16 protein-coding genes are annotated in these 19,063 nt (G+C 56.2%); 8 read left to right on the forward strand and 8 right to left on the reverse strand.

Annotated elements, in window-relative coordinates:
* Nucleotides 1-28 precede the first annotated feature (28 nt).
* From tolQ to AACY26_RS14415, 3 genes are read left to right on the forward strand one after another with little or no spacing between them, the layout of a single operon-like run.
* Nucleotides 29-736, forward strand: a complete 708-nt coding sequence (gene tolQ, locus AACY26_RS14405) for a protein TolQ (RefSeq protein ID WP_339515189.1) — start codon at nt 29-31, stop codon at nt 734-736.
* A 10-nt stretch (nt 737-746) separates the two neighbouring features.
* Nucleotides 747-1,190, forward strand: a complete 444-nt coding sequence (tolR, locus tag AACY26_RS14410) for a protein TolR (RefSeq protein ID WP_339515191.1) — start codon at nt 747-749, stop codon at nt 1,188-1,190.
* A gap of 8 nt (nt 1,191-1,198) precedes the next feature.
* Nucleotides 1,199-2,005, forward strand: a complete 807-nt coding sequence (locus tag AACY26_RS14415) for an energy transducer TonB (protein ID WP_339515194.1) — start codon at nt 1,199-1,201, stop codon at nt 2,003-2,005.
* A 120-nt stretch (nt 2,006-2,125) separates the two neighbouring features.
* Here the strand turns inward: AACY26_RS14415 and AACY26_RS14420 are convergent, their stop codons facing one another.
* The 5 genes from AACY26_RS14420 to AACY26_RS14440 form a co-directional block, all read right to left on the reverse strand.
* Complete coding sequence (locus AACY26_RS14420; protein ID WP_339515196.1) at nt 2,126-3,049, reverse strand: MBL fold metallo-hydrolase; 924 nt, start codon at nt 3,047-3,049, stop codon at nt 2,126-2,128.
* A 93-nt stretch (nt 3,050-3,142) separates the two neighbouring features.
* On the reverse strand, nt 3,143-3,979 hold the full coding sequence (locus AACY26_RS14425) for an alpha/beta fold hydrolase (protein WP_339515676.1): 837 nt from the start codon (nt 3,977-3,979) through the stop codon (nt 3,143-3,145).
* Between the two features lie 152 nt (nt 3,980-4,131).
* Nucleotides 4,132-4,398 (reverse strand): transmembrane sensor/regulator PpyR, encoded by a 267-nt coding sequence (locus tag AACY26_RS14430; RefSeq protein WP_339515198.1) that lies wholly within the window; start codon nt 4,396-4,398, stop codon nt 4,132-4,134.
* Nucleotides 4,399-4,461: 63 nt separating this feature from the next.
* Nucleotides 4,462-5,664, reverse strand: a complete 1,203-nt coding sequence (locus AACY26_RS14435; protein ID WP_339515200.1) for an NAD(P)/FAD-dependent oxidoreductase — start codon at nt 5,662-5,664, stop codon at nt 4,462-4,464.
* Between the two features lie 230 nt (nt 5,665-5,894).
* On the reverse strand, nt 5,895-6,284 hold the full coding sequence (locus tag AACY26_RS14440) for a response regulator transcription factor (RefSeq protein ID WP_417663314.1): 390 nt from the start codon (nt 6,282-6,284) through the stop codon (nt 5,895-5,897).
* Between the two features lie 386 nt (nt 6,285-6,670).
* Here AACY26_RS14440 and AACY26_RS14445 point away from each other — a divergent pair, with 386 nt between their 5' ends.
* Nucleotides 6,671-7,606, forward strand: a complete 936-nt coding sequence (locus AACY26_RS14445) for a LysR substrate-binding domain-containing protein (protein ID WP_339515202.1) — start codon at nt 6,671-6,673, stop codon at nt 7,604-7,606.
* 11 nt (nt 7,607-7,617) lie between these two features.
* On the opposite strand, the gene AACY26_RS14450 is transcribed toward AACY26_RS14445, so the two are convergent.
* Nucleotides 7,618-9,375: a PAS domain-containing sensor histidine kinase gene (locus AACY26_RS14450; protein ID WP_339515204.1), complete on the reverse strand. Its 1,758-nt coding sequence runs from the start codon at nt 9,373-9,375 to the stop codon at nt 7,618-7,620.
* A gap of 423 nt (nt 9,376-9,798) precedes the next feature.
* Here AACY26_RS14450 and AACY26_RS14455 point away from each other — a divergent pair, with 423 nt between their 5' ends.
* The 4 genes from AACY26_RS14455 (at nt 9,799) to AACY26_RS14470 (ending at nt 17,398) form a co-directional block, all read left to right on the forward strand.
* Complete coding sequence (locus tag AACY26_RS14455) at nt 9,799-10,473, forward strand: response regulator transcription factor (protein WP_339515206.1); 675 nt, start codon at nt 9,799-9,801, stop codon at nt 10,471-10,473.
* Between the two features lie 158 nt (nt 10,474-10,631).
* Entirely contained in the window at nt 10,632-16,130 is a 5,499-nt protein-coding gene (locus tag AACY26_RS14460; protein WP_339515678.1) for a trifunctional serine/threonine-protein kinase/ATP-binding protein/sensor histidine kinase, read from the forward strand.
* Nucleotides 16,131-16,221: 91 nt separating this feature from the next.
* A complete protein-coding gene (locus tag AACY26_RS14465; RefSeq protein ID WP_339515208.1) occupies nt 16,222-16,695 on the forward strand; it encodes a MerR family transcriptional regulator in 474 nt (157 codons plus the stop codon).
* Nucleotides 16,649-17,398, forward strand: coding sequence for an SDR family NAD(P)-dependent oxidoreductase (locus tag AACY26_RS14470; protein ID WP_339515210.1), 750 nt, complete (start codon nt 16,649-16,651; stop codon nt 17,396-17,398). The genes AACY26_RS14465 and AACY26_RS14470 overlap by 47 nt, the downstream gene beginning before the upstream one ends.
* A 48-nt stretch (nt 17,399-17,446) precedes the next feature.
* On the opposite strand, the gene AACY26_RS14475 is transcribed toward AACY26_RS14470, so the two are convergent.
* Nucleotides 17,447-17,830 (reverse strand): hypothetical protein, encoded by a 384-nt coding sequence (locus tag AACY26_RS14475; RefSeq protein WP_339515212.1) that lies wholly within the window; start codon nt 17,828-17,830, stop codon nt 17,447-17,449.
* A gap of 212 nt (nt 17,831-18,042) precedes the next feature.
* The gene (locus AACY26_RS14480) at nt 18,043-19,029 is read right to left on the reverse strand and encodes an alpha/beta hydrolase (protein WP_339515214.1); all 987 of its coding nucleotides are present in this window, start codon (nt 19,027-19,029) and stop codon (nt 18,043-18,045) included.
* Between the last annotated feature and the right edge of the window lie 34 nt (nt 19,030-19,063).

The raw sequence follows: 19,063 nt of genomic DNA on the forward strand, positions 1-19,063 counted from the left end.
GGCGGCACGTAACAGCAGGAGCATCATCATGCACAGCACTCTCGAACAAATGACCGTCTGGAGCCTGATTGGCGACGCCAGTTTGCTGGTCAAGTTGGTTATGCTCATTCTCTTGGTCGCCTCATTGGCGAGCTGGTACCTGATTATCCAGCGCAGCCTGTTGCTGGGGCGCTGCGAACGACTCCAGAAAGGTTTTCTCAAACGCTTTCGTCAACAAAGTGACCTTGGCCAGCTTTATCGCGAAGGAGCTGAGCAGGCCGATAGTGATGCGGTTCTTGAGTCTATCTTTCGTGCCGGTTACGGCGAGTTCCACCAGCTTCAACGCCAATCCGGAGTCACCCAAGAGGCGCTGATCGATGGCGTTGAGCGCGGCATGCTGGTGGCGATTGCTGAGCAGGAAGAGCGCCTGGAAAAGGGCTTGCCGTTTCTTGCGACTGTTGGCTCGGTCAGCCCTTACATTGGCTTGTTTGGCACTGTGTGGGGAATCATGAATTCATTCATCGGCTTGTCTCAGGTGCAGCAGGCAACGCTTTCAACCGTCGCGCCGGGGATTGCCGAAGCGCTGATCGCCACCGCTATCGGTTTGTTCGCCGCGATTCCAGCAGTGGTTGCATACAATCGTTTCGCCGCTCGGGTTGCCACCCTGAGCTCGCGCTTCTATGCCTTCGGCAACGAGTTGCAGGGCCGTATACAACGCAAGTTACAGGCTTCGCCGAATTTGTCCCAGGCAGCCTGAGGAGGGCGTTATGCGTAAACCTCACAGCAAATACACCGCCAAGGCAGAGATGAATGTGGTGCCTTATATCGACGTGATGCTGGTGCTATTGGTGATCTTCATGGTGACCGCGCCGATGCTTACCCAGGGGGTTAAGGTCGAGTTGCCCAAGGTCGCTGCAGAGGCATTACCTAGCGATAGCCAGCAGCAGGTTCTGACGCTTTCGGTGCAGGCCGACGGAGGTTACTACTGGAACCTTGGTCCAGAGCTGGATATCGACAGCCGTGGCGACAGCGCAGTTGATCTGCAGGAGATGACGACCAAAATCGGTGAACTGCTCGCCGCGCGAGGCGACACACAGGTGTACATCCGTGCCGACGGTGCAGTCGACTATTCACGGGTTGTAGCCGGTATGGCCGCGTTGCAGCAGGGTGGCGTGACTAACCTTGGGTTGATCACCGAGGCGCCGCAGTGAGTGCCGCTATGATGTTTGCGACCCAGAGTTTTAGCTTGTCGCGCTTATCCAATGCGAGCGGTTGGCGGAATTTTATGGCGGCCGGTGTTGCCGTGGGTATGCACGCGCTGGTCTTGGCACTGCTGCTGGCGCAATGGCCCAGTGATACACCCGATGCGCCAAAGGTGCGCACATTGACCACTCAACTGATTACCCTGCCGGCGCCTGTTGTGCCGGACATTATTACGCCTCCCGAGCCGGTGATTGTACCGCCCGTGCAGCCAGCTAAACCGATTGAGCCAGTCGAAGCGCCGAAGCCGGATCCACGCATCCAGCAACAGAAGTTGGAGCAAGCTGCATTGGCGCGTAAACGAGTGGCTGAGCAAGAACGCCAGCGCGAACTGCAACGTGCGCAACAACGTGAACAACAACGCATTGCCGAGCAGCAGGCATTGGCGCGTCGCGAAGCTGAAGCGCAACAACGTTTGGCCCAAGAGCAAGCGCGTCATCGTCAGGCGGCTGCCGCCGCTGAGCGTGCACGTCAGGCTGAAGCCGCTGCGGCTGCCAGTCGCCAGTACCTGCCAATTGCCAAGGACGCGCCTGATTACCCTGATCGCGCCCTGGACAAGAACATTGAAGGCGACTGCACCGTCAGCTATAGAGTCAATCCCCAAGGTCGAGTGGAGAACCCGCAGGTTATTGGCGATTGCCATCCGCTGTTCGTGCGGCCCTCACTCTCTGCCGCTAAAACCTTCCGCTATCAACCTCGCCTGGAAAACGGCAAAGCGGTTGCAGTGGACGGGGTGAAAAACACCTTTCATTACCGGATTGAATGATCGTTTGTGCGGCGCATTTGCATGCGGCGTTCAGGTACACCTTCGCTGGAGGTCTTACCGATCCTTGTGCAGCCTCTGCTTTGCTGATGTGGGAGAGCGGCAAGGCAGAGGCCAAGACCATCAGTAATCCCAGAAGGCTGCAATCCAACGGAAGCCATTGCCCTCGACAGCCACCCGCCCTACAGATGGGAATGGCAAATGCGTCGCCACGAACAGCTCGCCGCTGGCTGCGGCTTCTTGCATCAGACGCACGCGAACGCGGACTGACTCTTCAGGGTCATGTTCAAAACCATTGTGCCAATCAGGGTGTTCGAAGGCGACGGGGAACAGGGCATCACCAGCGAAGGTCAAGCGTTGGCCGCCGGAGTTGACGTAGACCACGCTGTGCCCGGGCGTATGGCCACCTGTGAGTTTTGCCAGCACCCCGGGTGCGACCTCGTATTCATCGTCGAAGGTGCGCACATTGCTTTGGTACTGCTTGATGAATTCAGCGGCTGTTGAGCGCAGCACCTCAGGCACCGGTTCCGGCATTGAGGTCAAAGAGAAGTCCGGGGACTTCCAGAATTCGACTTCGGTAGCTGCAACGTGGATGCGTACATCTGAACGTAAGCGGTTCTTCACCTCGTCGACCAGCAGTCCGCCAATATGATCCATATGCATGTGAGTGATGATAATGTCGGTCACGGAGCCAAGATCAATACCAGCCGCTTCCAGGCGTTTGGGGAATTGCCCGGCGCGCGGGAATCCAGGAAATTGGCCGCCCAGACCAGCGTCAACCAATATGGTTTGTTCGCCGCTGCGCACCACCAGTACGTTCAGCGCCCAGTCAAATGCTTCCGGGCCTAGAAACATGTTTTTAAACCAGGCCGCGCGTGCAGCTGGGTCAGCATTGGTGGACATCGTCTCGGTCGGCAGGGGCAGGACTCCGTCGCTCACCACCAGCACGTCAATATCGCCAACCCGTAGGGCGTAGCGCGAAGGTACAAGCTCTTCAAAGCCTGCTTTACCGGTGACTGCTGGGGTTTGGATCTGATGCATTGTCATGGTCGTTCTCCATTGCATGGGTGCAGAATCAAAAGTGAAAAATCCGCCCGGCCTACAGCAGGCTGTAGACAAAGGTTGAGCACAGCATCTTGGCTAGCTGCGAATAAACTTCAGCAGCTCGGGATTTATTGCATCGGCGTGGGTGGTACACATGCCATGCGGATACTTTTCAAAGACCTTGAGTGAAGCGTTTTTCAGCAGCTTGCTCGACAAGAGCGCAGAGTCGGCAATGGGCACTATCTGGTCGTCGTCTCCGTGCATGACCAGGGTCGGGACGTCGACCATTCCAAGGTCCTCGGTAAAGTCAGTCTCGGAAAATGCCTTGATGCCGTCATAGTGAGCCTTGGCCGAACCGTTCATGCCTTGTCGCCACCAGTTTTGAATCATGCCTTGCGAAACGCTGGCGCCTGGGCGGTTAAAGCCGTAGAAGGGGCCACTGGCAACATCCAGATAGAACTGCGAGCGGTTGGCGGCCAGTTGCTGGCGGAAACCGTCAAAAACCTCAATACCAAGCCCCCCGGGATTGGCTGGTGTTTTGAGCATGAGCGGGGGAACTGCGCCGATCAGGATCAGCTTGGCCACGCGCCGTTGTTTTTGCCCATACATGGCGACATAGCGCAATGCTTCACCGCCGCCGGTTGAGTGACCTATATGCACAACGTTGCGCAGATCCAGGTGCTCCACCACGGCTGCAGCATCTGCCGCGTAGTGGTTCATGTCGTGGCCGTCGCTGACCTGGGAGGATCGGCCGTGGCCTCGGCGATCATGGGCAATGACCCGATAGCCAAGGTTTACGAAGTACAAGGCCTGGTTATCCCAATCATCACTGCTAAGCGGCCAGCCATGATGAAACATGATGGGCTGGGCGTGCTTGGGGCCCCAGTCCTTGTAGAAAATTTCAACACCGTCTTGGGTGGTCACAGTGTTCATGGTCATGACTCCTTGGTTGGGCTCTGAAGCGAGTGTTGTGGCGAGTGCGGCGAAGGGCACCGAGGCAAAGGTGGCCAGCGTTGCGGTACTCAAACCGAGTAGCAGAAAGTCGCGCCGCTCTGGGTTGCTGGGTGCGAAACCCTTGAAATGACTCATGGGATACTCCTTGCGAGGTTGCTTCGCCGATGCAGCCGCAGCTTCAAGCGGTAATGTGTTTGCAGGCGCAATACATAGCCGAGCTTGAGCAGCGTTGGCCCAAGGATGGTCATGAGATGAGCCACGACCAAAATGGTGATCGATAGGTATGCACTCAGTCCGTAGGCCAGCAGCACGCCAACCACCAGCATGGTCATGCCGCAAAACAGCAAGTAACTGGACAGCCTGAGTGCGCGCCGGGGAGACTCGAAGAAAGCGAACATAGCCAATGCCCCTCAAAGGGTTGCTCGGCGGGCGCCCCAAAGGACGCTCTGTTGAGAGTGTGTTCAGGCGACAGGAATCATCGGGTCTGCAGCTGCCAACGCCGTGGCGCGATCTGCAGCTGGCGGGTAGATCCAGATGCTATTGATCTGGCTCTTGAGCTCCTTGGCCTCGTGCTTGATCAGCTTGACCTGGCGATCCCAGCCTTCGGTGTACACCGCGCCCCAAGCGCCTAGATCAAGGCAGGTGACGTACTTGGGTTGCTGGTAAGGGGTTGGCGCTACACCGAGTAGGTCTGCCGCAACATTATTGCCTGCATGGCGGCCCAGAGCGATTGCATGCTGACAGGACATAGCGGCGAAGTTGCCCAGGTCATCGGTGGCGGCATAAGCAACGTCACCTGCAGCGTAGATATGCTGCTGGCCTCTTACCTTGAGGTTTTCGTCAACATGCAGGCGGCCTTGGGCATCGCGCACGCTGGTCATCTGTTCAGTCAGCTTGCTGGCGCGGAAACCCACAGTCCAGATCGCGGTATGACTTTCGATGTGACGACCATCAGCCAGGGTTACGCCGTTGGCGTCTACCGCTGCAACTGTGGCGTTGAGTACCCATTCGATACCGAGGTGGTCCGAGGCTTCTACGATGGATGGACGAATCTCATCACCCATGGCAGCCGCGATCTGTGGGCCACGGTCGACGATGATCACGCGAATCGCGGCGCTTTCCCCGAGAATCTCACGTAGGCGAGCCGGCATTTCTGTTGCGGTTTCGATGCCGGTAAACCCACCACCGGCGATCACCACCGTGTTGCGGGCAATGCTTTCAGGCTGGTCCTTCAGGGATTTAAGATGTGCTTCCAGGCGTGCGGCCGATTCAATTTCATCCACATCAAACGCAAAGGCTTCCAGGCCAGGCACCGGCGGACGCGACAATTGGCTGCCAGCTGCAAGCACCAGGCGGTCATAACTCAACGCATCTTGGCCGCCGTGCTCATCACGGTAGCCAACCGTTCTGCTGAGTTCATCGATATGCTCGGCTGTGCCTTTGACAAAACGCACGCCCACGGTGTCGAACAGCGCATCAAGCGGCGCGAACATGGTGTGGACATCAGTTTCGTAGAAGCGTGGACGAATACGTAACTCCGCTTGAGGCGCCAGCAGAGTGATCTCTACATCGTTACGGCCGTGCATATCCAGTAGTCGAGCGGCGCTCAATGCACTCCATACACCACCAAACCCCGCACCAATGACCAATATTTGCTGTTTCATGATTTGTTCCTCAGTAGAAGTGGCCAATGGCCCTGAAGTTTTTTCAGGGCCGGCAGGACGACGTGTTGGCGCCGAAATACAGGAGCCCATGCTCGCTACGGCGAATCGTCTGCTCTGGATTTATCGTATTGGCGGGGCCTGGCGAACACACTTCTACATAGGGGTATCAGGGGTATGCGTCAGTGGTAGGGAGTTATACGAAGGTATCTGTCGCGGGCGCGGCTGATCGCTCAGCGCTTTGCCTGAAGGGTAGCTTCGATATGGCCGAGTAGTTTGTCAGCAGCAAAAGGTTTGGGCAGGCACGCCACCAGCTGGGGTGTATCTGCCGTGATGCAAGGTGCTGCACCTGGATAACCCGTAATAAAAATCACCGGAATGGTGAAGCCTTGGGCGTTAAGATGTTCGAGCATTTCAACACCGCTCATCCCGGGCATTTGAATATCGGAAATCAGGCAGTGTGTTTCCCGCGGACCATTTGAATTTATAAAGTCCAAGGCACTGCAATAGCTTTTGACCTGATAACCGCTGGAGCGCAATAAGCTCTCCAGCGCGACTCGGATGGGCTCGTCGTCATCGACAACCGCAATAAGGGCCGTACAGCGAGTTTGAGTAGTTTGCATTATGTGGGTCGCTCGTGACGGCGCCTGTTGAGATTGCAAGATACGCCGTCTCATAGGACGGAGAAGTATACCTAGGTATACCGCATGCAGATCAACGTCTAGAACCTTCCATGCAGGCCACGCTGCCTGCTGTGTTGAGCGGCATGCGAACTTGGCTGATATGCCTGCCCAGCGCTCTGTCCTGAGGCGTCGCGGGTGCTTTTGATGGCGCTGGCCATACCCAGGTACAGGCGCGCGCACTCAATGGATACTCTTGTTAAACCGAGGTACAACAGACCTTTTGCGGCAGCCTGGATAGGCTTGAACTACATCGCTAGGCTGCGCTTACGCGCAGTACGCAGCGATCAGTCTACCAATCCACTAACCCAGCCCAGGCGGCGAAAATAATGAACAGAAATGATCTGCGACGTGCCGACATCAATCTGCTAGTTGTCTTCGAGACGGTTATGCATGAACGTAATGTCACCCGTGCTGGAGAGAAATTGTTCCTCTGTCAGGGCACCATCAGCAGCTCGCTGGGCCGACTGCGTTCGATGTTCAATGATCCGTTGTTTATCCGCACCGGCGGGGTCATGGAGCCGACAGCTCGTGCCGAGGAGATTCACGCACGCCTGGCGCCTGCCCTGGACGGTATCGCCGTAGCCTTGAGCTGTGCCCAGACCTTCGATCCCTCGACCAGTCAGGACACCTTTCATATCGGGCTTTCTGACGATGTTGAGTACGCGTTGCTGCCAAGCTTGATGCGTTACATGCGTCTTGAGGCGCCCAACACCACTTTGGTGGTACGTCGGGTGGATCATCGGCAATTGCCTCAACTGCTGACCTCGGGCGAAATATCCGTGGGTACCAGCTTTGTTCAGGACTTACCGGCCAGCGCTCATTGCAAGAGACTGCGGTCGATGCAACCGATGTTGCTGCGTGCAGACTTATCCGAAAGCGCGCTGACATTGGATGATTTCTGCACACGTCCACACGTGGTTGTGTCCTCGATGGGCAGTGTTATTGACGATGTCGATCATGCCTTGAGCGGAGTAGGTCGCCAGCGCAAGGTGGTGCTAGCCGTACCACAGTTCAGCGCATTGCCGGCCTTGCTCGCGGGCAGCGACATGCTTGCACTTGTGCCGGATTATGTAGCGGCTGCCATGGTCCGTGTCGATGGAATCCGGGCTGAGTTGCCACCCTTGAAATTGCCAACACCGGAGCTGTCCATGGCGTGGCGTGGGGCAACCCATAACGATCCACGTGAATGCTGGTTACGGGCTTGCGTTCATCGTTACTTCAGCCAACAGCAAGCCTCTTGCGTTGCCTTGGCGGTGGCCTGAATTCTGGGGCGTCAGGTCGTGGCGGGTGGCAAGGACACACAAATGGTTGCGCCTTGCGTGGCATGCGAGTCGGCCCAGATCCTGCCGCCGTGTTTTTCGATGATAGCGCGACAGATGGGTAAGCCCATCCCCATACCTTGTGGCTTGGTGGTAAAGAAGGGTTCAAAAATATCAGGCAGCAACAAAGGGTCGATACCCGGCCCGCTGTCAACTACGGCCAATAAAGGTTCTCCCTGAGCAGAGCAACGCAGCTGCACACCAAGGCGGCGCTTTTTATCCTGGCCTGCCATGGCCTGCATCGCGTTCATTATCAAGTTGATGATGACTTGTTGCAGCTGAACCCGGTCGCCAAGCACCAGAAAGCAGGTGTTTGGCAGTACTGCTGACAGCCGCACATTATGGTGCTTGGCTTCGGCACGCATCAGCGCCAGTGACTCTTCCACTACCTCCCGCAAATCCAGTGTCCTGTATTGCGGGTCGTCTTTCTTGGCCAGTGCGCGAATTCTCAGTATCACTTCACTGGCACGACGGGCTTCGGTCAACATGCGTTGAATACAAATGCCTGCTTCACTGAGATCTGGATAATCGCGTTCCAGCCAGCGCAGACCTGCTTCACCATTGGCCGCCATCGCGGCAAGTGGCTGGTTGACTTCATGAGCGATGGAGGCGACCAACTCGCCCAGTGTTGTGATTCGTGTGATGTGCGCCAACTCAATCTGTGAGCGATGCAGTGCTTCTTCGGCAAGCTTGCTGGTGGTTACATCCATCAATGCGCCGACGTACTCGCGGTTGCCGCTACAGTCGCGTACTGGGTGAGTGAGCATATGCACATACTTGATACGCCCGTCGGCCATCTGCAAGCGATACTCAAGGTCGATTTTGGGCTCGTCTCGCAGTACATCCCGAATCGCTTGCTCAATGATCGTTCTGTCTTCCGGGTGGGTCTTGTCCACCAAGCTCAGTAGCGAGGGCCGTTCACCTTCGGCAAACTCAAGAATCCGTCGCGCTTCTTCTGAGCCATAGATTTCCCCTCCCGGCACTTTAATCCCGATACTGCTGGTACGGCTGATGCGTTGCGCACCTGCCAGGAATGCCTCGCTACGGCGCAGTGCTTTTAGGGCTTGGTTGCGTTCAGTGACATCGTTGTGTGTCGCCAGAATGCCTACCGGCTTGCCACGTTTGTCACGCAGCAAGGTGCAGCGGCTGGCGACGGTAATCCGCTCTCCATTACGCCTGAAGGTATCGGATTCGCTCTCCCAACTACCTGTCTGCAGCACCGTGGCTATTATTTCCTCCAGCGGCTGCGGCGGTTTGAGCCTTATCAGTTCAACCAGGTTCTTGCCGATGGCCTCGCTTTGGCTCCAGCCATAAAGCGTTTCCGCGCCACGGTTCCAGTGAGTCACCGCGCCCTCCAGGGTGCGGATCATTATGGCGTCGTGGGTTTGCGATAACTGGCTGAGCTGAACATGCAATTCGTCGTTGGCGGCTTTGTTCCGGAGTGCGAACAGGGCCGTGACACTAATCGCAATTAAACTGACCAAACAACGCGTGAAGGCTTGGCTGGCCGGTGATATTGGATGGGAAATCCAGAAGGAGGCGACGGTCAGCGACATACAACCCATGGTGATACCCATCACACCCCGGTAGCTGAAGGCGGCGACTGACATCAGAATTACCGTGACATATAGCACTGCCACGGCAATGGTCAGGGAGGTTGCCGTATCAATAATAAATATGGCACCCGCCAAGACGATTGAACCGCGGCGCAAAAAGTTTTCTCGTGTCGTGTGCATGGCGCCTGTGAAGTCTGATCCAACAGCTGTGGCATGGCACGTGCGCGTTTACGCAAGAGCGTTTCGAGCGCAACGCAAAGGGCATGTACGGGATATAAACCGCAAATTAGCCAGCAGCATAAGTTCCAGCAAACAGTGACGTAACTATACTTAGGTGTGCCTGATTCATACTTAGGTCGTGTGGGCATCGCGCTGTCGAGGGAAAAGCGGCAAACTGCCAATAGCGGGAATCTTCATGAGTGCTTCAGGCCGCGGCTGGCCTGAGTTCAAGCGCAGGTGTTGTGCTTTATTTATAGCGGGTTTTGCGGGTATCCCGCTTAATTGCCGGGTGCAAAGCCTTGGGATAAGTTCTTGGGTATGAATGCCCCGCGTGTTGCTGGCCGAGAGACAGGAGGCAAGATGAGTTCGTGGTCCCATTCAAAATCGACCCAAGGTTCTGCCGAGCAAAAAGGACCCGTGGTCTACGTGGTCGACGACGACGCCTCGATGCGAATGGCTCTTGACGGTCTATTGCGCTCCATCGGCCTGCAGGTGGAAACCTTTGAATCGTCGCAAGAGTTTCTGGATTTCCCCAAGGGCAATGTACCGAGTTGTTTGGTGCTTGATGTCAGGCTGCGGGGCGAAAGCGGCCTTAACTTTCAGGAGCAGATTGAGCGGAACGGGGTACAGATGCCCATCGTATTCATGACGGGGCATGGCGACATCGCCATGACAGTAAAAGCAATGAAGGCTGGGGCTGTAGATTTTCTTGCCAAGCCGTTTCGTGATCAGGACATGCTGGATGCTGTTTCTGCTGCTCTAGTGAAAGATGGTCAACGGCTTGCATCACAACAGTCGATCGCCACATTGCAGGCTGCCTATGCCTCGTTGACGGCCCGTGAACGAGAAGTCATGGGTTTCGTTGTGGCTGGGTTGATGAACAAACAGATTGCCTATGAGCTCAATCTCAGCGAGGTTACCGTGAAGGTTCATCGCGGGCAGGTGATGAGAAAGCTGGCAGTGCGCTCGGTGGCTGACTTGGTCAGAAAGGCTGAAACCCTGGGCGTCAAACCGCAGTCTCAAGCGTCACCCTGAATATGCCTTGAGGCTATTGTCAGATTGATATGAGCTGGCGTTGCCAGTGGTTTTGCGGTCTACCCTGTTCAGGATGATATGGGCGTATGACGAACAGCATGTCAGCCGCTTGCGGCAGATAAACGTCTACCAATGGTCCGATGTTGATGGATAACAGACTGCAAGTATTGTTTAACGACGGCGAGCGCGCACTCTGTCGCGAGTGGCGCGCGGGACCGCTTGGGCGTTACGGCATTCTGACGATGCGCCCCACTGCCGAACAGCCAGCTCCTGCCTGCCTTGATCGGCTCATTCATGAGTTCAGCCTCAAGGATGAATTGGACGAGGCCTGGGCGCTCAAACCAGTCGAACTGGTTCGCGATGGCGGCCAGATCACACTGATACTGCATGATCCCGGCGGCGAGCCGCTCTCGCGGTTGCTGGTCGCACCCATGGAAATAGGCGAGTTCTTGCGCCTTTCCATTACCATCGCAGAGGTACTTGGCAGGTTGCATCAGCGCACACTGGTGCACAAGGACCTCAAGCCAGCGCACATACTGGTTAACTGCGACGACGGCCAGGCGCGTCTTACCGGGTTTGGCCTTGCGTCGCGAATACCCCGGGAAAAGCAGGCCCCGGAACCGCTTGAAACCATCGCCGGTACCCTCGCCTATATGGCGCCTGAGCAAACCGGACGGATGAACCGCTCGATAGACTCACGCAGCGATCTTTACGCATTCGGCGTTATCCTCTATCAGATGCTAACCGGTTCGCTGCCCTTTACCGCAGTCGATGCCATGGAGTGGGTGCACTGCCACATTGCCAAGAAGCCCTTGGCGCCCAACGTGCGAGTCGAAACCGTCCCGGCTGCGCTCTCCTTGATCGTCATGAAGCTGTTGGCCAAGACAGCGGAAGATCGCTATCAAACCGTCGCCGGTGTCGAGCAGGATCTGCGTCGCTGTTTGTCCGAATGGCAGAACCAGCAGAGCATCAACGAATTTGTCCTCGACGAACACGGCACCTCTGACCGCTTGCTGATTGCTGAAAAACTCTACGGGCGCGAGCAAGAAGTCGACACTCTGGTGAGTGCGTTTTCCCGAGTTGTTACCAAGGGTGTGCCTGAACTGGTACTGGTTTCCGGATATTCGGGAATCGGCAAGTCATCTGTCGTCAATGAGTTGCATAAGGTGCTGGTGCCGCCGCGTGGGCTTTTTGCCTCTGGTAAGTTTGACCAGTACAAGCGCGATATTCCTTACTCCACCTTGGTGCAGGCATTCCAGAGCCTAGTGCGCGCTCTGTTGGGTAAGTCCGAAGCCGACTTGGCCAGTTGGCGCGTCAGGCTGCTGGGGGCGCTGGAACCCAATGCGCGGCTTATGACCGACCTGATCCCTGAGTTGAAACTGATTATTGGTGAACCGGCAGCGGTTCCCGAACTTGAGCCGCAGCAGGCACAGCGCCGGTTTATGTTGGTGTTTCAACGCTTTATCGGCGTGTTTGCCCAGCCCGAGCATCCGCTGGCCCTGTTCCTTGATGATTTGCAGTGGCTGGATATAGCCACACTTGATTTGCTCGAAAGCCTTCTGGTGCAATCGGATCTGCGCCACTTGCTGCTGATCGGTGCCTATCGGGATAACGAAATTGATGTCATCCATCCGCTGACCTCCAAGTTGCAGGCAATCCGCAATGCCGGTGTCAGGATTGATGAAATCAGGCTGATGCCATTGACGCCCGGGCACGTTAAGCAATTGGTTTCTGACGCTTTGCATTGCCAGCCAGAACAGATCGATACATTGGCCCAGTTGGTATACGAGAAAACTGCCGGCAATCCGTTTTTTGTGATTCAGTTTATGCAGGCATTGGTCGAGGGTGAGTTGCTCACTTTCAACTATCGCCTAGGCGCTTGGCAGTGGGAGCCTGAGCACATCCATGCCAAGGGCTACACCGACAATGTTGTCGATCTGATGGTTAACAAATTGACGCGTCTGCCGCTGGCAACACAGCAGGCGCTGCAACAACTGGCCTGTCTCGGTAACGTGGCCGAGACACCTGTTCTGGCGATGGTTCTGAAACTCTCGCCAGAACAGGTTCAGTTGGTGTTGTGGGAAGCGGTGCGCCAAGAAATGGTCGAGCGTTCGGCTGAGGGCTACAACTTTGCTCACGACCGGATTCATGAAGCCGCTTATTCATTGATTTCCGCCTCCCAGCGTGCCGCGGCGCACTTGCGAATTGGTAGGTTGCTCGCAGCTCAGACGCTGCCGGGCCAGCAAGAGGAAGCAATCTTTGAGATTGTCGGGCAGCTCAATCGCGGCGCCGCATTGATCAATGAGCAATCCGAGCGAGAACAACTGGCGGCTTTCAACCTGCTCGCCGGTCTGCGTGCCAAGGCATCGACCGCCTATGCGTCGGCACTCGCGTATTTTGCTGCTGGTATCGAATTGCTGGCGGCTGACTGCTGGACACGCCAGCATGAACTGAGCTTTGCCCTTGAGCTCAATCGCGCCGAATGCGAATTTTTAACCGGGCAAATGGTTGCGGCAGATCATCGCTTGGCGGCGCTGATGGAGCAGGCTCGTACAACGGTGGAGCGTGGGCAAATCACCTGTCTGCACATGGATGTCTACCTACTGCTAGATCGCAGCGACTATGCAGTTGCGGTCTGTCTCGATTACTTGCGTCATGTTGACATTGACTGGTCGGCTCACCCAAATGATGACGAGGTGCGCCGCGAATACGATCAGATCTGGCTGCGCCTTGGCGACCGGAGCATAGCGTCGCTGATTGATCTACCGCTGATGGAAGACGCTGCGTCTTTGGTGACCCTGGATGCATTGGGCAAGTTGTTTGCACCAGCATTGCAGAGTGACGCCAACCTGGCCAGCCTGATGATCTGCAAGGCGGTCAGTCTTAGCCTGGAACGTGGCAACTGTGACGCCTCATGCGTGCTCTACGCCAATGTAGGCCGGGTGGCTGGACGGCGTTTCGGTGATTACCAAGCGGGTCTGCGCTTCGGCGAACTGGGCTGCGAACTGGTCGAGAAGCGCGGGCTAAAGCGCTTCGAGGCCAGCACCTATTTGTGTTTTTCGATCTTTGTCGCGCGTTGGATGAAACCGGTGCGGGAGTGTCGTGAACTGTTGCAGCGTGCGTTTGTTGCAGCCAATCGCGTCGGTGATCTGGCTTATGGAGCTTACGCCGGTAATGCTCTGAACTCCGACCTTATTTTTTCTGGCGAGCGCTTGTGTGATGTGCAAAGCGAGGCTGAGCGCGGCCTTGCTTACGCCAAGAAGGTCAGATTTGGCCTCGTCACAGACTTTATCAACACTCAACTAGCGCTGGTGCGGATGCTCCGTGGCTTGACGCCGACCTTTGGTTATTTCGACAGTGCGCAATTCAGTGAGCGTGAAATCGAGGCCCATCTGTGTGCCAACCCGGATCTAGCGCTTGCAACCTGCTGGTACTGGATACGCAAACTACAGGCACTTTATTTGGCTGAAGACAACGTCGCAGCCCTTGCATCGGCAGCGAAGGCACAGCCACTGCTCTGGGTCGCTTCCTCCTTCTATGAAGAGGCTGAGTACTATTTCTATGCGGCGTTGGCGATGGCTGCAGCTTTTGCGCATGCGCCTCGCGATGTCAGAGCACAGTACTTGGCTGACATGGCCGAGCATCATTTGCAGTTGCAGACCTGGGCGCAGCAATGCCCTGAGAACTTCGCCAGTCGGGTTGCCTTGGTGGCTGCTGAAATCGCCCGCTGCCAAGAGCGTGTGGTCGATGCTGAACAACTCTATGAGTACGCCATAGACCTGGCGCAGAAAGCTTCGTTTGTCCACATCGAGGCGATGGCTAACGAGCTTGCTGCGCGATTTTATGCCGGGCGCGGGTTGCTCAAAGTCGCCCGCGTATATATGCAAGACGCGCGCTATGCCTATTTGCGCTGGGGGGCCGATGGCAAGGTCCGCCAGCTTGAAGCGAAATACACCTTTCTGCGTTCAGATATACCCGCGGCCGGTCCAACCACCACCATTGCCGCAGCGGTTGAACACCTGGATCTGGCGACTGTACTCAAGGTTGCGCAGGCGGCATCCAGTGAGTTGGTGCTGGAAAAGCTGATCGACATGGTCATGCGCACAGCGATTGAGCAAGCTGGCGCAGAGCGCGGTGTGCTTATACTGTCGAGCGATGATGAGCTGCGGATCGTGGCAGAAGCGACGACCAGTCAGGATGCCACGCAGATGATGCTGCGCGATGTTCCGGTGAGTGCATCACTCTTGCCAGGATCGATCCTTAATCAGGTACTGCGTACTGGCCAATACCTGTGTCTCAATGATGCAGTCGCAGAGTTAGAGTTTGCCGGTGATACTTATATTCGCGAGCACCGTGCCCGCTCGATTCTCTGCCTGCCGTTGATGAACCAGGCCAAGCTTATTGGCGCGCTCTATCTGGAAAATAACCTCGTTGCCGAGGTATTCAGTCCAGCACGCATCGCGGTACTCAAACTGCTGGCATCCCAAGCAGCGATCTCGCTGGATAACGCACGACTGTATCGCGGTGTTGAACAGCGTGAAGCCAAGATCCGGCGGCTGGTGGACGCCAATATCATCGGTATTATCGTGTGGAACACTGATGGCGAAATCATTGAGGCCAACGATGCTTTTCTGCGTATGGTGGGTTATGAGCGCCAAGAGCTTGTGTCAGGCAATATAGGCTGGCGCGACCTGACTCCGCCTGAGTCGCGAGCCGAGAGTGAAGACGCTCTGGCAAAAGCAATAAAGACCGGACACGTTCAGCCCTTCGAGAAACAGTACATTCGAAAGGACGGCAGCCTGTTGTCGGTCATTCTCGGCTTGGCTTCGTTTGAGGCAAGCCGCAACGAGGGTGTCGCATTTGTACTTGATCTGACCGAGCGCAAGCTGGCCGAGCAAAAAGCCAGTGAAGGCGAGTTCCGTTATCGTGAAGTCCAGGCCGAATTGGCACATGCCAATCGTGTGGCAACCATGGGCCAGCTCGCCGCCTCGATCGCCCATGAGGTCAATCAACCTATAGCGGCAACGGTCACCAATGCCGAGACAGCATTGCGCTGGCTGCGTTTCGAGCCGCCTGAACTGGGTGAAGTCGAGCAGGTGTTGAGGCGCATTATCAACGATGCCAACAGAGCTGCTGAAGTGCTCAGCCGGATTCGCGGATTGATCAAGAAAGAGGCGCCGCAGAAGACCTTGGTCGATATTAATGTCGCTGTTCATGAAATGATCGAGTTCACCCGTGGCCAAGCCAACAAAAGTGGTGCTTTGGTACAGGCTCAACTCACTCGCGCGCTGCCCCTGATCGACGGCGACCTGGTCGAGCTTCAACAAGTACTGCTCAACCTTATTATTAATGCGCTTGAGGCGATGAGTGACGTCGCTGATGGGGTAAAAGAGCTGCACATCAGCACTGGACGTGATGATGGTGGCAATCTGCTGGTGATTGTCCGTGATACAGGCCCCGGTTTCGCTGAGGAAAACGCCGAGCATGTTTTTGCGCCCTTCTACACCACCAAGCCGACCGGTTTGGGGATGGGGCTATCGATCTGTCGCTCGATCATAGATGCCCATGGCGGGCGCTTGTGGGCGAGTGCCAATTTGCCGCGCGGGGCTGTTGTTCAATTCACCTTGCCAATTGCCTCAAGTGCGCTTTCGCAATAGCACTGAGCCACAGGCTTGGTATTTTTCCAGAATTTAGCGCTTGACCCTGACACTAGTGTCAGGGTTTTAGAGTGCCTTGGTGGAGGACATCATGCGAATTGGACAACTGGCAAAGCGGACCGGCGTGAGTCACCGGGCCTTGCGTCACTATGAAGCGCAGGCGCTGATTGAGTCGACCCGGCAAGACAATGGTTACCGTGAATACGGTCAGGCGACCGTAGAGCGGGTTTTGTGGGTTCGCGAGCTGATCGATTGCGGCTTCGGCACGCGGCAAATACAGGGGCTGCTCACTTACCTTGAGGATAGCGAGCCAGGTTCTGAACATTTTCGCCAGTGTCTGCAGCAGCACGTGGAGAAACTGGGCGCCTTGGACAACCTGATTGCGCAGCTGTCCGAGCGTCGCCAGCGCTTGTTTGACCGACTTCAAGGTTACGCCGATTCCGATGCTTCCACGCACACCGATGAGCAAGCCAGTGATGCGCTTGATCTCGAATACCCAGGTATTAACGGAGTTAGCGATGGGCAAGTTGAACGACAAAGTAGCAGTGATCACCGGCGGCAGTAGCGGCATTGGCTTAGCCATCGCCCAACGGTTCGCCGAGGAAGGTGCCAAGGTGGTTATTACCGGACGCCGTGAGTCGGCACTCAATGATGCTGTGGCGCTAATAGGCTCGCAGGCCACCGCAGTTTGCGCGGATGTCAGCTCCCCTGATGATGTTGAGCGACTCTACCAGCAAGTTGGCCAACTGTATGGCCGCATCGATGTATTGGTGGCCAATGCTGGTGTCATTCATCCCGCGCCTTTTGAGGCGGTGACTCTGGAGCAATTCGACAGCCAATTCGATATCAATGTGCGTGGTGTATTTCTAAGCACGCAAAAAGCCTTGCCGCTGATGAGCGACGGTGGCGCCATTGTGTTGGTGTCTTCAATCGCGCATTTCAAGGCGCTCGATGGCCATTGCGTGTACGCGGCGGCCAAGGCGGCAGTGCGCTCTTTCGCCCGCAGTTGGGCGTATGACTTGAAACACCGGGGCATCCGGGTCAACTGCCTGAGTCCAGGGCCGGTCAAGACGCCGATCATTGGCAAGATGGGCATCGCGCCAGAGAACCTGGAGGCATTCGAAGATAGTGTCGGCGCGATGATTCCGCTGGGTCGCCTGGGACAGCCCGAGGAGTTGGCTGCTGCTGCGTTATTTCTGGCCAGTGAAGAAAGCAGTTTCGTCACCGGTATTGATCTCTGTGCGGACGGTGGTCTGGGCCAGATCTAGACAGCCAACAGGCGGGCGCCCACCCAGCAGTGAGCGCTTTATCTCGTGCTAACCATGCGCGCAGGCAGTGGCTGCGTTGACCAGATCCCCTTTGGTCTGCCAGGCGTGAGCTTGGTAGACGCTGAACTGCATGTTGCCATCGTGCTCACTGACATTGACTATTCCGCTTGCCTGCTGCGGATCACTGCTGCCGATAAGCAACTGTCCAGAGGTCTGATCGAATATGAGGGTGCTGGCACTTGAGTTTGCCCGTTTGCTGACGCAATCGAGGTAGGCGAAACGATTCATGTCTTGCAGGGTATTACGCCGTTCCCAACTGAGCCGGGTATCGGCGTTCTGTGCGCAACCTGCTAAGCTTGCCAGTGCTGCCAGCACCAGAGCTGCGGCGCTGCGTGTGATCTGGAGTTTTGCCACAGCGTTTGACATTGTCATTTTAGCTGTCCTCTTAGCCTGTTTACTGACGGAGGGGCATTGCTGCCTTAGGACAGATTCTCGAACGGGGCAGATGCTCAGGCCAGTCAATATGATCAATAACAGTTATTGGTAAAAATGCTCAGGACTTGGGTGTTAATACAGATGTTATTGACCGTTTACTGTTCTTGTTCAGACCTGGGAATCGCTAGCAGCGTCGCTGCGGACAGGGGTTAACGAGCTGCCGCCTTGATTCGCGCTTTTATCCAGTCATGGCTGTAGGCAAGTACGCTATTGGCGAATGCAGTAGGGAAGTGGATAAACCCATGGGGCGATTCCGGCAGCAGCTGTACGTCAACTGGCGCTGATTTCACCCAGCGCTCGGCTAAGTACAGCGTGTCATCTCGAAGAGGATCGAGTTCGCCAGCAAACATCAGCGCCGGCGGAAAATCGCCAAAGTCGCCATACAGCGGCGACAAGGGTGACTGGCGGCGTTGCAGGTCACTCAAGCCGGGCGTCAACATGCGCAACGCCTCAACCATGCTGGGGCCATGCAGGAGCAAAGTGTCGCTTGGTGCTGCGCGTACGCTCGGTGTCCCGGTCAAGTCGTACACACCGTAATACAACAGTGCACCACTGACTCGTTTTAGCAGTTCTGGCCATCGTTTTAGCGCCAGTAGGGTCGCGGCTGCAAGATGGCCACCGGCCGACTCACCGACCAAAATGACGGGCAGGTTGGCGAACTCTGCACAGTCGTCATCAAGTAACCAGCGCGCAGCACTCAGGCAGTCTTCGATCAAACCCTCAATTGGTGTTGATAACGCCAGTCGATAATCGACAGATACCACCGCAACCTGGCACTCCTTGACCATGGCAGCGTTGAAGGCATCGTTCATCTGTGCATTGCCGATTACCCATCCGCCGCCATGGATATCCAGCACAACCCCTTGCGCCTGACCCTGTGGCCTGATGATTCGAACAGGTACCGAAACGCCTCCCACTCCGAGCGTCTTGGTTTGCGCGCTAAGCCCATGCTTGCGCAGCTTGTCGCGCGCCAGTATTTGGCTGGTGCGCAACAGCGCCTGAATCAGCCTAGGCGTTAGACGGTTGCGGATTTTAAAGCGTGGTAGCCAAGCGAGTTTTTTGTTGAAAGCACGCACTTGCGCCAATGACTTGTCGTCCGTTGGCCAAGGTGTTTTGCTTGTTTGATTGAGATCCATCATTTGTCCTGATGCGTCATGCATGAGCAAATGC

Source organism: Pseudomonas sp. RL_15y_Pfl2_60, from assembly GCF_963970595.1.
In the GTDB taxonomy this organism is placed as follows: domain Bacteria; phylum Pseudomonadota; class Gammaproteobacteria; order Pseudomonadales; family Pseudomonadaceae; genus Aquipseudomonas.